Genomic DNA, 14,738 nt, shown 5'->3' with positions numbered 1-14,738 from the left:
CTCGACAGCAGGGATGCTGTCGTGAAGCCTACAGGGACGTATTCACGGCGTCCCCCGCCAGCTGCAACCTAGCCCGCGGAAAGCGAAAACCGAGATGCGACGGGTATATCGGCGTCTATCACCGTCAGTGCCGCTGCGCTGCCTTGCACGGCGCCCGGTGTATCTGCGAGGGTTGAGGGCCTGGCGGCCCGGAGGACGGCGCTGCACAAACACGCCCGCCAACCCCACATCACCCCAATGACAACGCCAGAACGAAGCGACGACAGCCGGGCGGCGTCCGTCGCCGCGCATGCCGACCAGCCCGGGCAGCAGCCTGCGTCCGCCCGCCGCGTGACCGACGCCGATCTCCAGGGCTGTCTGCTGCGCGATCGCCAAGCCCTGCACCGGCGCCTGCGCGGGCTGCGTCGGCGCGCCGAGCAGGGACTGCCGGTGGACCGCGGTCTCGGTAAGGTCGCGCAGTCCCTGGCGATCTCCCAGGCGACGGTGGCGAGTCGCCGCGCCGCGGTGCCGATGGTGACCTATCCACCGGCGCTGCCGGTGAGCGAGCGCCGGGACGAAGTGGCGCGGCTGATCCGGGACAACCAGGTGGTGGTGCTCTGCGGCGAGACCGGCTCCGGCAAGTCCACGCAGCTGCCCAAGCTGTGCCTGGACCCGACGTTCGGCCTGGGGGAGGGCGGCGCCGGCCGCGGCATCTTCGGGCGCATCGGCCACACCCAGCCCCGGCGCATCGCCGCCCGCAGCCTGGCGAGCCGGGTCTCGCAGGAGCTGGGCACGGCGCTCGGGACCACCGTCGGCTACAAGGTCCGCTTTCACGACCGGGTCCACCCGGAGACCTCGGTCAAGCTCATGACCGACGGCATCCTGCTCGCGGAGCTGCAGCAGGACCGTCTGTTGCTGGACTACGACACCCTGATCATCGATGAAGCCCACGAGCGCAGTCTCAACATCGATTTCCTGCTGGGCTACCTGCAGCAGCTGCTGCCGCAGCGCCCGGACCTCAAGCTCATCGTGACCTCGGCGACCATCGACCCGGAACGCTTCGCCCGGCACTTCGCCGACGCCCACGGCAAGCCCGCGCCCATCATCGAGATCAGCGGCCGGACCTATCCGGTGGAGGTGCGCTACCGCCCGCCGGAGGAGCCCTCCGCCGGCGAGCGCGACGACAGCATGCAGCAAGCCATCTCCGATGCCGTGGCGGAGCTGGCCCGGGAGGGCCGGGGCGACGTGCTGGTGTTCCTCTCCGGCGAGCGGGAGATCCGCGAGACCGCGGAGACCCTGCGCAAGCACCACCCGCCGAGCACCGAGGTGCTGCCGCTGTATGCCCGCCAGGGCCCTGCGGAGCAGGCCCGGGTGTTCAAGCCCCACGGGCGCCGACGGGTGGTGCTGTCGACCAACGTCGCCGAGACCTCACTCACCGTGCCCGGCATTCACTACGTGGTGGATCCGGGCTTCGCGCGCATCAGCCGCTACAGCCATCGCAGCAAAGTCCAGCGGCTGCCCGTGGAGCGGGTGAGTCGGGCCAGCGCCGACCAGCGCAAGGGCCGCTGCGGGCGCGTCGCCGCCGGCGTCTGTATCCGCCTCTACGACGCGGACAATTTCCAGGCCCGCGCCGAGCACACCGAGCCCGAGATCCGCCGCACCAACCTGGCGGCGGTGATTCTGCAGATGAAGCTCTTGGGCTTCGGCGACATCGAGACCTTCCCGTTCATCGATCCGCCGGATGCCAAGCTCATCGCCGACGGCTACCGCACGCTCGAGGAACTGGCGGCGCTGGATGGGCAGGGCCGGCTGACGGACTTGGGCAAGCAGCTCGCGCGCCTGCCGGTGGACCCGCGCATCGGCCGCATGCTGCTGGCGGCGGCGGCGCACAAGTGCCTGGCCGAGATGCTGATCATCGCCGCCGCACTGGCGGTGCAGGACCCGCGCGAGCGGCCCATGGAACAGCGCCAGTCCGCCGACGAGATCCACGCCACCTTCAATCATCCAGACTCGGATTTCCTGGCTTACCTCAATCTCTGGACATTTCTGGAGCAGGAGCGCAGGCATCTGTCCAAACGCAAGTTCCAGCAACTGTGCCGGCAGCACTTCCTGTCCTGGAACCGGGTGCAGGAGTGGCGCGATGTGCACGGCCAGCTGCAGGAGCAGATGCAGGCGCTGGGCCACAAGCCGAACGCCGCCGCGGGCACCTTCGAGGAGATCCACCGCGCCCTGCTGACGGGGCTGCTCAGCAACATCGGCCTCAAGGACGAGCAGCGCGAATACCTCGGCGCCCGCGGTGGGCGTTTTTACATCCACCCGAGCTCCGGGCTGTTCAAGGCGGGTCCGAAGTGGATCATCTGCGCCGAGCGCGTGGAAACCACCCGCGACTACGGGCGCATCGTCGCCCGGGTGCAGCCGGGCTGGATCGAGGACGCCGGCGCACACCTGTTGAAGCGCAGCTACGCCGAGCCGCACTGGCAGTCCAGGCGCGGCCAGGTGGCCGCCTTCGAAACCGTCACCCTGTTCGGCGTCACCTTGGCCGCGCGCCGGCGGGTCAACTACGGGCCCATCAATCCGGCGGAGTCCCGGGAGGTGTTCCTGCGCTTCGGCCTCGCCGAGGGCGACTTCGACACCCGCGCCCCCTTTTGGCGCCACAACCAGGCACTCATCGAGTCCGTCCACCAGCTGGAGGCCAAGTCCCGCCGGCGGGACATCCTGGTGGACGAGGAGGCTATCTACGCCTTCTACAGCCAGCGGGTACCGCCCGGCATCTACGCCAAGCCCCAGTTCGAGCAATGGTTGCGCAAGGCCACCAAGCGGGAGCCGAAGCTGCTGCACATGCGCCTGGCGGACGTGCTCGCCCGCGACGCCGCCGAGATCACCCACGAGCGCTACCCCGACAGCCTGCGGGTCGGCGCCACCGATCTGCCGCTGCAATACCACTTCGACCCCGGCCATCATGCCGACGGCGTCACCCTGGTGCTGCCGCTGGCGCTGGTGAACCAGGTGGCCCCGGAGCGACTCGACTGGCTGGTGCCGGGCCTGCTCGCCGAGCGCATCACCGCCATGCTGCGGGCGTTGCCGAAGTCCATCCGCAAGGCCTTCGTGCCCATCCCGGAGACCGCCGAGCGCATCGCGGCCAGGCTCCAGCCTTCTGACCGCCCCCTGCTCCAGGCCGTCGCCGAGGCGCTGAAAGCGCTGTTCGGCGTGCATGTACCGGAAGACGCCTGGGACCTGTCAGCGCTGCCCGGGCACCTGCGCATGAAGGTGCGGCTGGTGGATGCCGACGGCCGCGCGGTGGCGACCGGCGAGGACCTGGTGGCACTCAAGCGCCGGCACGGCGACGCGGCCGCCGCCGCCCCTGAGTCCCGGGCAGACACGGGCGGCCTGGAGCGCACCGGCATCACTCGCTGGGACTTCGGCGGCCTCCCGGAGCATATCGACCGCACCCAGGCGGGCATTCGCCTGCGCGGCTACCCCGCGCTGGTGGATCAGGGGGACAGTGTCGCCATCGCCGTGCTGGATTCGGCGCACGGCGCCGCGCAGGCCATGCGCGCGGGGCTGCGGCGGCTCATCATGCTGACGCTGGCACAGGAAATGCGCACGCTCCGGCGCAGCCTGCCGGGGCTGGACCGGATGCGGCTGCAATACGCCAAGGCGCCTGATCCCGCCGCCGGCGCCCATAAGGGCCCCAAGACCGGCGCGCCGCCGGACCTGGCCGATGAGCTGACGGCGCTCATCGTTGATCTCACTTTCACCGAGGGGCAGCCGCCCATCCGCGATCAGGCCGCCTTCGCGGCGCGGCTTGCGGCTTGCAAGGGCCGGCTCCCGCCAACGGCCAACGAGGTCTGCGACCTGGCGGGGCGCATCCTGGGGGTCTATCAGGACCTGCGCAAGCGCCTCGCCGGCATCACCCAGATCAACTGGATGCCCTCGGTGCTGGACCTGCGCGCCCAGTTGGATGCGCTGGTGTTCCGCGGCTTCCTGCAGCAGGTGCCCTTCGAGCGCCTGAAGGACTATCCGCGCTACCTCAAAGCGGCCGAGCAGCGTACCGAAAAGCTTGTCCATGCCGCGGGCCGGGATCAGCAGCGCTTGGCGGAACTCAACCCGCTGCTGCACCAGCTCGCCGAGCGCCAGGCCGCCGCCCGCGCCGCCGAGCGCGACGACCCCAGACTGGAGGAGATTCGCTGGATGCTGGAGGAACTGCGCGTGTCCCTGTTTGCGCAGCAACTCGGCACCGCCTATCCGGTGTCGGTCAAGCGTGTCCAGGCGCGCTGGCGGGCGCTGGGGCTGTAATGGGCCGAGCGCCGGGCGGCGTGACGGCCCCATGACGGCCGGCTCAGGTCAACGCCTGATATACTGCTCGCCAATCAATTGTCCGCCCTCAGGCGCAGTGGGTCAGGCGGCGGTAGTCTCGAGCGCAGGGATGCTGGCGTAACGCCGACGGGAACGTCTCTACGGAGTGCCCCGCCACCCACCTTTCTTGACCCGCAAGAGCGGCCACGCAAGTGTGACGGGCCCAGAGCGACGGCAATGCGCGAGCGAAGTTGTCTCCAGCCATGACGCTGACCCAAGAAGACATCGATTTCATCAAAGCCAACATGGCGGATTGGCTCGCCGAGCAGAGCCTCGGCAAACCGCCGGCGGTCTACGAGATCGAGCTGCGCGAGCGTATGGTGCGGGTCGAGGAAGAGCTCAGGCATCAGCGTGAGCTGATACGGGAAGGCTTTGTGCGCATGGACGAGCGCTTCGCCCAAGTCGACAAGCGCTTCGAGCTCGCCGAGCAGCGTCATCAGGAACTGCGTCGGGACATGCTGGATCGCTTCGAGCAGGTCGACAAGCGCTTCGAGCAGGTGGACAAGCGCTTCGAGCAGGTGGACAAACGCTTCGAGCAGATGGAGAAACGCTTCGAGCAGGTGGACAAGCGCTTCGAGCAAGTGGACAAGCGCTTCGACGAGATGATCCGCCGTCACGATCGTCACTTCCTGTGGCTGATCGGGTTCATCACCATCGTGGGTAGCCTCATTGTCTCCGCAGTCAAGCTTTGGTAGATGCCCGCGACAGCCGGGAGCGGTTCGCGCTGATCACCCAACGACCGGAGTGCGCATGACCCCGCAGCACCACGGCGAGCCGCCGTTCCTTGCCAGTCTGGTTCCGGCTGAGATTCTGGCACCCGCAGATCGCTTTGCCCGCGCCCGCTACATCGCGACGCTGGACCCGGAGGCCGACTGCGAGCAAATCGGCTTCTTGCTCGCGAGCTGCGAGTTTCCGTGGGATACCACCCGCGCGCTGGAATTGGCCCTGCTGCGAACGTTCGCCGTTGCCAAGGGCACGCCGCTGTTGGTGGAGACCGATGAGCTGATCCGTCGCACCCAGAAGCGCTATGACGACACGGCGCTGATCCTGGCGGAAATCCAGGAAAATGGCGTGGATCATCCCCGTGGGCGGGCGGCGCTGCGACGCATGAATCAACAGCACGGGCGCTACGCCATCGCGCAGGACGAGTATCTCTACACCCTCAGTACCTTCGTCTTCGAGCCCATTCGCTGGAATGCACGCTTTGGTTGGCGGCGCCTGAGTGCGGGCGAGCGGCTCGCGACCTTCCATGTCTGGCGGCGCATCGGCGCGCGCATGGGTATCCGCCACATCCCGGCGGATTACGCCGAGCTGGAACGGTTCAATGTCGAGTTCGAGCGCGCGCACTTTCGCTACAGCGAGCACAATGAAGCATTAGCGACGGCAACCCGCAATTTGATGCTCGGCTGGTTTTTGCCGCGTCCGCTCTGGCCCGTGGCGGCGCCGCTGATGCATGCACTGCTGGACGCCCCCATGCTGCAGGCGGTGGGGTTCGATCCGGCGCCGGCGCCTGTGCGCAGGCTGGTGCTCGGCGGCATGGCCATGCGGCGTTGGGTGTTACGGCGCCTGCCGCCGCGGCGCAGACCGCGGCTCCTGACCCGGCAGCGGCATCGGAGCTATCCGCGCGGCTATCGCATCGAGGAGCTCGGTGCCGATCGCTGAGCCTGGCGCGCGGTTTTCAGTCGTCCCGGCGCATCGGCGCAGCCGCGGCGATGCCCCAATGGAGCAGCACCATGTTCGGCAGGTTACGGGAAGATATCAACTGCGTGTTCGACCGCGATCCCGCGGCGCGCAACACCTTCGAAATCCTCACCACCTATCCGGGGCTGCATGCGGTGATGATGCACCGGCTCAGTCATGCGCTGTGGCAGCGCAGCTTCAAATGGCCTGCCAGGGTGATATCCAATGCCGCGCGGCTGTTCACGGGCATCGAGATCCATCCCGGCGCCGTCATCGGCAGACGCTTGTTCATCGACCACGGTATGGGTGTGGTGATCGGCGAGACCGCGATCATCGGCGACGACTGTACGCTGTACCATGGTGTCACCCTGGGCGGCACCACCTGGCAGAAGGGTAAGCGTCACCCCACCCTCGGTTGCGACGTGGTGGTGGGCGCCGGCGCGAAGGTGCTCGGGCCCATCAGCATTGGCGATGGCGCGCGCATCGGCTCCAATGCGGTGGTGGTGAAGGCGGTGCCACCGGGGGGGACGGTGGTGGGCGTGCCCGGACGTGTCATCGAGCGCGCGGTGGACGCCGCCGCCCGCCGGCGTGCCGATACCGCCAAGCGCATGGGCTTCGACGCCTATGGCGCCGTGCGCGACGCGCCTGATCCTGTGGCCAACGCCATCAACAGCATGCTGGACCATATCCACGTCATGGACCGGCGCATGGAGGCCATGTCGCGAGCGCTGGAGGAGCACGGGATCACCCGTCACTTCGAGCACCTGAGCGACCTGGAGGGCTGCGGCATCGATCCTGCCACCCCGGACGCACCGCAGGACGCGCAAACGGCGTCCACGGCGACGCCGGGTGGCGGTAAGGCGGTGACTGCGCCGCGGCCGGAGGCCAAAGTAGCGGCGGGCAATGAACGCTGAGCGCGGCGCATCGCCGTGGCGACGCCATTGCCACAAAAAATTGATGGTCAAGCTCGGTTATCGTAGGATTCGCGCCACAGAACGACGACCTGGGAGGATATGCCGTGCGTTTGACCACCAAGGGCCGCTATGCGGTCACCGCGGTTCTCGATCTGGCTATCAACGAGGGCCGTGGCCCCATCGCCCTCGCTGACATCGCCGAACGGCAGGGCATCTCGCTGTCCTACCTCGAGCAATTGTTCGCGAAGCTGCGCAAGTGTGGCGTCGTCTCGAGCGTGCGCGGCCCCGGTGGCGGCTACCATCTAGCGCGGGCTGCTGGCACGATCCATGTGGCGGAGGTCATCACCGCGGTGGATGAGCATCTGGACACGACCCGCTGCGCCGGTGCCGGGGATTGCAAAGACGGCGGCCCATGCCTGACCCACAATCTCTGGGTGGACTTGAGCGAGCGCATCCACGGCTATCTCACCAACATCAGCCTGCAGGATCTGGTTGAACGCCGACCGCAGCGCGAGAGCGGTGGCTGCGAGGGCGACTCGGCGCAGTCGGCGGCGCGCCGTCCACAGCCGCAGGTACAAGTGCCGAACGGCCCGCGTCGCCGGATCGCTGATGCGCCCTCCTGATCCGCGAACGTGGCCCCGTCGCTCGCCCCCCGTCTCGCCGGCGGCGGCTGGCTCGGGCAGTATCGCGACTCAGCACTGCTCCCAAGGCAGGCCGCGGAAGCGCCAGCCGCCGAGCGTGCTGCGGTGGTGGTCGTCATCCAACTCGCCCTCGAAGCCCTCGTCGACGTGATAGACACTGCCGACCCCCGCCGCCAGCAGCGCCTTGCCCGCTTCCAGCGAACGCTTGCCACTGCGGCAGATGAGCACGACCGGTGCACAGGGCCCGTCGGGTGCGCAACTGGCGCCGCCCAGCAGGAGCTTGCGAATCTCGGTGATGAACTCGGGATTGACGGTCCAGTCCGGCTCGTCGATCCACGGCACATGCACGGCGCCCTTCGGGTGGCCGACGAAGAGATACTCCATGGTGGAGCGGATATCCACGAGCACAGCCTGCGGGTTGTCTTGCAACAGGGTGTAGGCCGCTTGCGGATTCAGCGCCTTCGGTGTTTGCGCCGCTGCGCCACCGTCAGTCTTGGGCGCGGTATCGGGCTCGGTCATGGTGCGGATCTCCGGCGGTGGGGCCGCGGTCGGCGGCTGCAGCTGAGTCTAGCAGCGGGCTGGCGCGTCCGATGCCCTGAGATGCTCACAGCGGCCGCGACGCCATCCCCGGCGCGTCTCCAAGGGCGCTCATGCGGCGCCTGGTGAGCATCTTACCCCGTGCCCCGGCCACCGATCCCCGGCGGCGGGGGCGCGCGCGCCAGGAGCGCTACCTGCAGGGGCTGTTACGGATGCTGGCGCATTGGCCGTTACCGGTCCTGCACGCCCTCGGCGGCATGATTGGCTGGTGTATCGCCCATACGCCGAACCGCCAGCGGCGTAATGCATTGATCAACATTACGCTATATCGTCCGCAGCTGGCCACGCGGGATCTCATCCGGCTGCGCAACCGCAGCCTGGCCGCCTTCGGGCGCACCTACTGCGAAATGGGGCGGCTTTGGCTGCGGCCACCGGCGCAGGCGCTGGGACTGATTCGAGAGGTGCGCGGCGGCGAGCTGTTACGCCGCGATGACGGTCGCGGCCTCATCGTGCTGTCGCCGCATCTGGGGGCCTGGGAGCTCGCGGGGCTGTATCTCGCGGCGCAGGGGCCCACCACCATTTTTTACAAGCCGCAGCGGTGTCTGGACGAACTCATTTTGGCGGCTCGCAGGCGCAGTGGTGCACGCTTGGCGCCAACCACGGCGCGCGGCGTCCGGGCGCTGGTCCAGGGCCTCGCCGCCGGCGAGTATGCCGGTATTCTGCCGGACCAGGAGCCCCGCGCAGACACCGGGGCCGCCTTCGCGCCGTTGTGCGGTCTGCCGGCTTGGACCATGGTGCTGGTGAGCCGCTTGGCACGCAGAAGCGGCGCACGGGTCATCTTCATGTTTGCCGAGCGATTGCCGCGGGCGCGGGGTTACCGCATTCACTGCCTGCCGGCACCCGATGGCATCGCCAGCGAGGATGACGCCACTGCGGCCGCGGCGCTGAACCTGGGGATCGAGCGCTGTATCAGGGTCTGCCCGGAGCAGTACCTATGGCCTTACCGACGTTTTCGGCGCCGGCCGGCGGGGCAAGCGAAGGTCTACGTCGGCCGCCTGCGCGATTACGATGCCATCGAGCACGCACGGCGGCTGCTGCGTGTGAGTGGGCGTGCTGCGGATGTGGGTTAGTACCCCGTGCCCGCCCTCCAAGGCGCCGGCGCCGGCGCCGGCGTCCAGAAGCTAGTGGTATGCGGCGACGCCCCGGCGTCGCCCGGAGATAGAACGCAATGTCAGAGCTTACCCATTTCGACGCCGAGGGCGCCGCTCGCATGGTGGATGTCGGTGGCAAAGACAGCACCCGGCGCCGGGCCGTCGCCGAGGGCTATATCGAGATGCAGCCGCAGACGCTGCGGCTGATCGAAACCGGCGCACACGCCAAGGGCGATGTGCTCGGCGTGGCTCGCATCGCCGCCATCATGGGCGCCAAGCGCACCGCGGACCTGGTGCCCCTGTGCCATCCTTTGTCACTGTCGCGGGTGGAAGTCGCCCTCGAGCCCGTGCCGGAAACGTCTGGCGTGCGCTGTACCGCCACGGTGGAGACCAATGCGCGCACCGGCGTGGAAATGGAGGCCCTGTGCGCCGTGCAGGTGGCGCTGCTCACGATCTACGATATGTGCAAGGCCGTGGATCGCGGGATGGTGATGACGGGGGTCCAGCTGTTGGAGAAGGCCGGTGGGCGTTCCGGGCACTGGCAGCGTCGCGCCTGAGCCCGCACGGTTGATCGGTGCGGCGCGGTCAGCCGCAGAGCATGTCCCCATACGCCACCATTCAGCCCACTGAAGTCTGCCCTCAGCATCGACCGACGCCAAGTATCGCTGAAGCACAGCACCAAGGGCCGACAGCCATGCATCCGCACTTTCAACGCGCGCAGTTTCTCACGGCCGCCGGCTCGCGCGCCGGCACACCGCCGGATTGCGGGTTGGAGATCGCTTTCGCCGGGCGCTCCAATGCTGGTAAATCCAGCGCCATCAACCGCATCTGCCACCAGCGCAGCCTCGCCCGCACGAGCCGTACCCCCGGGCGCACCCAACAGTTGGTGTTCTTTCAGCTCGATGAAGACCGCCGTCTGGTGGATCTGCCCGGCTACGGCTTCGCCAAGGTCTCGCAAGCCGTGAAGGCGGGCTGGCAGGCGCTGATGGAGGACTATTTACGGCGCCGCCAATGTCTGCAGGGACTGGTGGTGGTGATGGACATCCGTCATCCGCTGACGGCAATCGACCGCCACATGCTCGCCTGGGGCAGCGCCGCTGAGCTGCCGATGCTGGTGCTGCTTACCAAAGCCGATAAGCTCGGGCGCGGTGCCATGCAGCGCCAGCTCGCGGCGGTTCGCCGGGAATGCACCGACACGCAAATCGGGGTCGAGGTCTTCTCCGCCGCGAGCGGTCTCGGCGTCGAAGCGGTTCAGACGCAGCTTGCTCGGTGGCTGCAACTGCCGGCGGAGTGATCGGCGCTTAGAACTCTCCCGCCGCAGCCCCACGCATGATGTCACGGATGGTGTCTCGCATGCGCAGCGCCTCCGCCTTGAGCTCGGGTGGCAGCGGCTCACCACCGTAGATCATCAGGTCCAGATTCATGGAGTAGAGGGCGAGATTACCGTCCTTATCTTCGACCAAAGCGATGCGGCAAGGCATGAAACCGCTGTATTGGTCGCGGTAGTCCAGCATCATCTTGCCAACCTGGGCGTCGCAGAAGGACAAGAAGTTTACATAACGGTAGTCTTCTCCGGTGACGGCCTCAACTTGTTGATAGAAGGGCGACTCGCCAACGAACAGCAGGTTTTTGTTGGTGGCAAGACTCTTCAGGGAAGTGGTCACATCCTCGACGCTCAGCCCCTCCTGAACCGGCTCCGACCACATCATCGCGACGCCGGGATCGCCACTTTCCAGAAGCCGTCCAGCGAAGGCCCCGTAGGCCTGCGGGAAGCCAGGGTCGAGCTTGGCGAGGCGCGGTCCCAGGGTGACGGCGCCGATGAGCAGGATGGCGACGAAGATCAGGCCGATGACGGCAAATAGGTTACGGAGCAAATTCATGGGCATACTCTCGGCAGATGGCGTCCGCCGCGCTGCACGCGACGACGGTCTCGATGATGGTGCAGGGGCTTGAGCTTGGCGCGTGCCGGCGTCTACGCCGGGTCGGGTTGCCTGATGAGCCCTCAGGTTCGCCGTCTGTGCGCGCGCACGGGTGCGGCCGCAGCGTCATGCGGGGTGGCGGCGTGACTTGGAATGCATACGGCCAATCCCCGCTGGGGTTGGCCGTATGGATCGTCGGCGGTGGGCTGTGTCAGCCCGCTGGCTCGGGCGGTTGCGCGGGCGCTTCGGTGCCCTCATCGCCGCCGGCGGGCATCATGGGCATGGCCGGCATCATGGCCGGACCCATCCTGGGGCCAGGGCCGTAACCCGGCATCATGCCGCGTCCGCAGGGCTGGCCGCGGCTCGCAGACGCGCAGGGTCCGCCCATCGGTCCGCCCATCGGTCCCTGCGGCATGATGTGTGGCTCTGCGGCACGACTACCGAAGAGGGCGGCGATGGCCTCTTTCTGCTCGTCGGTCATGGCCTCGATGGTGGCCCGGTATGCCTCGTACTTCTCGAGCATTTCCTTGCGGCGCTGCTCCGCCGCCTCCCAAGGTGGCGTCTCCGGGAGCTCGCGGCCCATGGCCTTGGCGCGCTCGCGCATGGCCTCCCAGCGCTGCTGGCGCATGGCCTCGAATGCTTCGCGCGTCATGGGCGGGCGCTCGGTGGCCATGCCTGCGGCGGGCTGCGGCATCTGAGGCATGGGAGGAGGCTCCATGCCCGCCGGTGGCTGGGGCAGACCGCCGTCGGCCCAGGGCGGCATCTCCGGCAGTTCCAGGCCCACTTCGGCCGCGCGCTTGCGCAGGTCCTGATATCGCTCGTTGCGCTCGGCCATGGCGGCTTCCATACGCTGTTCCATGTCGGCGCGTGCCTGCTCCGGGCCGGGCGCGGGTGCCGGCGCGGCGGGCTGCGCCTGCACCGGTGTCAGGGCCAGGCCCAGCATGGGACCGAGCACGGCGGCCGATGCGCCGAGCAGGAGGCGTTTGCTGTCGATCATGTGGATCGCTCCTTAATTCAGTGGTCTCGGTGTGGTAACCGCAACTCTATGTGTGCGGTTTTCTCTAGCGCCTTGCCGCCACCGGCGGGTGCAGTGCGCGCACGCACACTCTAAGGCGGTGGACAGCGCGGACCATAGCATGGTTGCAGTGGGGAAAAAACGGCGCCGGTCTGGCTGCTGAATGCACCGGCCGACACCCGTGGACACGCCAGCCGTCATGTGTGGACGCCCGACCCAGCACCATGGTCATGCGCCAAGTAGCTCGTCGACCACCGCCAACAGCTCTTCGCGCTTGACCGGTTTCGCCAGAAAGGTCTCGCCGGAGATCTCGGCGGCGCCGGCACCCGTCTCGCGCTTGGTGACGATGGCGGTGAGGAAGGCATACCTGACGCCGCTGAGGGCTGGATCCTGCTTCAGCTGCTCCGCCACTTCATCGCCGCCGATGTCGGGCATCATGACGTCGAGGAACACCAGGTCCGGACGAAACTCCCGGACCACCCGCAGCGCCTGGCTGCCGTGGTTCTCTTCGCGGACCTCGAAGCGCCCCGTCTGCTCCAGATTCAGTCGAAGCATGCGGGTGAGGGCGGGCTCATCATCCACCAACAGAATCTTCTTTTTGCTCACAGGGTGGGGTTCCTGTTGGTGTTGTGCGGATGTCTGCTGCGGGCGCGTGAGGCGGGCTCGCGCTGGCGTGCGTGCAGCCATCACGCCGCCCCGGGCAAGCGCCCCGGAGATGACCGCCTCAGGCAGCGGCCTCAGGCGGGAAGAGCACCAGCGCACAGGCGCCGCCCGCTGCGCGATTGAACAGTTCGACGCTGCCACCGTGCAGCCTAACGATGTTGTGGGTAACCGACAATCCCAGCCCCGTCCCTTCGCCCTGGCGCTTGGTGGTGAAATAGGGGTCGAACAACCGATCCAGATCGCCCGGGTCGATGCCGGGGCCGGTGTCTTCGATGGCGATGCGAATCACGGGATCGCCGGCCAGGAAGCCCGCATCCCGGGCATGCGGCCCGAGCTCGTGGCTCGGCAGCGCACATAGGCTGCTGTGGATCATCAAGGTGCCACCACGCGCGATCGCGTGCATCGCATTGATGAGCAGGTTCAGGAAGGCTTGCTGCAGCTTGTCGGCATCGATGGGGCGCTCGGGAATGTCGTCGGCGAGGCTGATGCACACGCCAATCTGTCTTCGCGTGAGCTCGTGGCGTACCAGCTGCAGGCTGTTGTGAAGGGCGTCATTGATCGCGCCCGGCCTGAGTGCCAGGTCGTGCTCGCGCGAGAGCTCCAGCAGACCGTGCACGACGGTATCCGCCCGCGCGAGTGCCTGCTGCATATCCGTGAGCACTTGGCAGGAGACGTCATCCGCGCCTGCTACCTGCTCCAGGTAATCGAGTCCGAGCTGTGCGATGGCGAGCGGATTCTTGACCTCGTGCGCAACACCGGCGGCGAGTCGGCCGACGGATTCCAGCTTGGCCGCCTGCATCAGCTGCAGCTGCGCGGCTCGCAGCTCACGGTGCGAGCGATGCAGCTCGTCAGCGGTGCGATCCAGCTTGGCTTGCGCGCGCCGGCGCTCGCTCAGGTCCCGCAGCACCACCACCACCCCGGCGGCGTCCCCGGCATCGACGACGGGGGCGACGCGCACCTCCACCGGCACCGTGCTAGCGTCCGGGCGCGGCAGGGCAATCTCATCGAGGCTCAGCTCGCGTTGCTCGGCGAGCACGCGCCGGGCGCTCTCGCGCAGTCGCATGGGCTCCCAGTCCGCGAGTCCGCGCGCCAGCAGATATTCGGCGCGCAGGCCGAACAAGCGCTCGGCGGCGGGATTGACGAAGCGCGCTCGACCTTCCGCATCGAGCCCGAGCACGCCCTCCACCATCGAGTGCAGGATGCGGCCCTGCACCAGCTCCAGTTGCCGGTTGCGCTGACCGAGCTCGCGCTCGAGGCGCAGGATTTTGCAATGGGCCGCGACCCGCGCCGCCACTTCCTGCGGATGGAAGGGCTTGGTCACGTAGTCCACGGCGCCCAGCGCCAAGCCGTGGATCTTGTCTGCGGCGTCGTCCAGGGCCGAGAGGAAGATGACGGCGATATCGGCGGTATCGCCGTGGGCCTTCAGCTGTCGGCATACTTCGAAGCCGTCCATATCCGGCATCATGATGTCGAGCAGCACCAGTTCCGGGCGGGCGCGCTGAGCGATGGCCAGCGCCTGGGCGCCGTCGTTGGCCACCAATAGGCGGTAGTCGTGGCCGTTCAGGCTTTCGTACAGGACCCGCAGATTGGACGGGATGTCATCTACCAACAGGACGCAGGCCGCGCGCGCGGGGTCGGCATCGCCTGACCCCGGCGGCGCTGGACTGAAACCTTCGGACCTGCTGGGGTTGCTCATGCTGACCTCTACCCGTCGCCTCTCGGTGTCTGCGGGCTGGGTGGCGCCAGGCGGGGGACGCCGTGAATACGTCCCTGTAGACTTCACGACCGCATCCCTGTGGTCGAGACCCCCGCCCGCCGCCACTCAGCCCGCAGCGGCTTGCGCCAGGCGGGGGACGCCGTGAATACGTCCCTGTAGATATGCC

Annotated in this window: 13 protein-coding genes; 8 read left to right on the top strand and 5 right to left on the bottom strand. The window is 67.9% G+C overall.

Going from position 1 to position 14,738, the window contains the following annotated elements; translation table 11 throughout:
* The first annotated feature begins 237 nt into the window (after window positions 1–237).
* From hrpA to QZ588_RS12810, 5 genes are all read left to right on the top strand, one after another.
* On the top strand, window positions 238–4,275 hold the full coding sequence (gene hrpA / locus QZ588_RS12830) for an ATP-dependent RNA helicase HrpA (protein ID WP_295543324.1): 4,038 nt from the start codon (window positions 238–240) through the stop codon (window positions 4,273–4,275).
* 263 nt (window positions 4,276–4,538) lie between these two features.
* A complete protein-coding gene (locus QZ588_RS12825; RefSeq protein ID WP_295543322.1) occupies window positions 4,539–5,030 on the top strand; it encodes a hypothetical protein in 492 nt (163 codons plus the stop codon).
* Window positions 5,031–5,085: 55 nt separating this feature from the next.
* Window positions 5,086–5,997: an oxygenase MpaB family protein gene (locus tag QZ588_RS12820; protein ID WP_295543320.1), complete on the top strand. Its 912-nt coding sequence runs from the start codon at window positions 5,086–5,088 to the stop codon at window positions 5,995–5,997.
* A gap of 71 nt (window positions 5,998–6,068) precedes the next feature.
* Window positions 6,069–6,929, top strand: coding sequence for a serine O-acetyltransferase (cysE, locus tag QZ588_RS12815; protein WP_295543327.1), 861 nt, complete (start codon window positions 6,069–6,071; stop codon window positions 6,927–6,929).
* Between the two features lie 104 nt (window positions 6,930–7,033).
* Window positions 7,034–7,552: an Rrf2 family transcriptional regulator gene (locus QZ588_RS12810; protein ID WP_295543318.1), complete on the top strand. Its 519-nt coding sequence runs from the start codon at window positions 7,034–7,036 to the stop codon at window positions 7,550–7,552.
* A 69-nt stretch (window positions 7,553–7,621) separates the two neighbouring features.
* Here the strand turns inward: QZ588_RS12810 and QZ588_RS12805 are convergent, their stop codons facing one another.
* Window positions 7,622–8,089, bottom strand: a complete 468-nt coding sequence (locus tag QZ588_RS12805; protein ID WP_295543316.1) for a rhodanese-like domain-containing protein — start codon at window positions 8,087–8,089, stop codon at window positions 7,622–7,624.
* 143 nt (window positions 8,090–8,232) lie between these two features.
* Between QZ588_RS12805 and QZ588_RS12800 the strand changes: the two genes are divergently transcribed.
* The 3 genes from QZ588_RS12800 (at window position 8,233) to yihA (ending at window position 10,552) form a co-directional block, all read left to right on the top strand.
* The gene (locus tag QZ588_RS12800; RefSeq protein ID WP_295543314.1) at window positions 8,233–9,237 is read left to right on the top strand and encodes a lipid A biosynthesis acyltransferase; all 1,005 of its coding nucleotides are present in this window, start codon (window positions 8,233–8,235) and stop codon (window positions 9,235–9,237) included.
* Window positions 9,238–9,335: 98 nt separating this feature from the next.
* The gene (gene moaC, locus QZ588_RS12795) at window positions 9,336–9,815 is read left to right on the top strand and encodes a cyclic pyranopterin monophosphate synthase MoaC (protein ID WP_295543312.1); all 480 of its coding nucleotides are present in this window, start codon (window positions 9,336–9,338) and stop codon (window positions 9,813–9,815) included.
* A gap of 137 nt (window positions 9,816–9,952) precedes the next feature.
* Window positions 9,953–10,552 carry a ribosome biogenesis GTP-binding protein YihA/YsxC gene (yihA, locus tag QZ588_RS12790; RefSeq protein ID WP_295543311.1) on the top strand — a complete coding sequence of 200 codons (600 nt, stop codon included), beginning with the start codon at window positions 9,953–9,955 and terminating at the stop codon, window positions 10,550–10,552.
* Between the two features lie 7 nt (window positions 10,553–10,559).
* Here yihA and QZ588_RS12785 read toward each other — a convergent pair whose 3' ends face one another.
* The 4 genes from QZ588_RS12785 to QZ588_RS12770 form a co-directional block, all read right to left on the bottom strand.
* On the bottom strand, window positions 10,560–11,138 hold the full coding sequence (locus QZ588_RS12785; RefSeq protein WP_295543310.1) for a DUF302 domain-containing protein: 579 nt from the start codon (window positions 11,136–11,138) through the stop codon (window positions 10,560–10,562).
* 250 nt (window positions 11,139–11,388) lie between these two features.
* Complete coding sequence (locus QZ588_RS12780) at window positions 11,389–12,174, bottom strand: hypothetical protein (protein WP_295543308.1); 786 nt, start codon at window positions 12,172–12,174, stop codon at window positions 11,389–11,391.
* A 246-nt stretch (window positions 12,175–12,420) separates the two neighbouring features.
* Window positions 12,421–12,798 (bottom strand): response regulator, encoded by a 378-nt coding sequence (locus QZ588_RS12775; protein ID WP_295543306.1) that lies wholly within the window; start codon window positions 12,796–12,798, stop codon window positions 12,421–12,423.
* A gap of 118 nt (window positions 12,799–12,916) precedes the next feature.
* On the bottom strand, window positions 12,917–14,551 hold the full coding sequence (locus tag QZ588_RS12770) for a response regulator (RefSeq protein WP_295543305.1): 1,635 nt from the start codon (window positions 14,549–14,551) through the stop codon (window positions 12,917–12,919).
* Window positions 14,552–14,738 lie beyond the last annotated feature (187 nt).

The sequence above is a fragment of the uncultured Thiohalocapsa sp. genome (assembly GCF_913062725.1).
Taxonomy (GTDB): Bacteria; Pseudomonadota; Gammaproteobacteria; order Chromatiales; family Chromatiaceae; genus Thiohalocapsa.
This window is presented reverse-complemented; position numbering and strand designations above follow the sequence as displayed.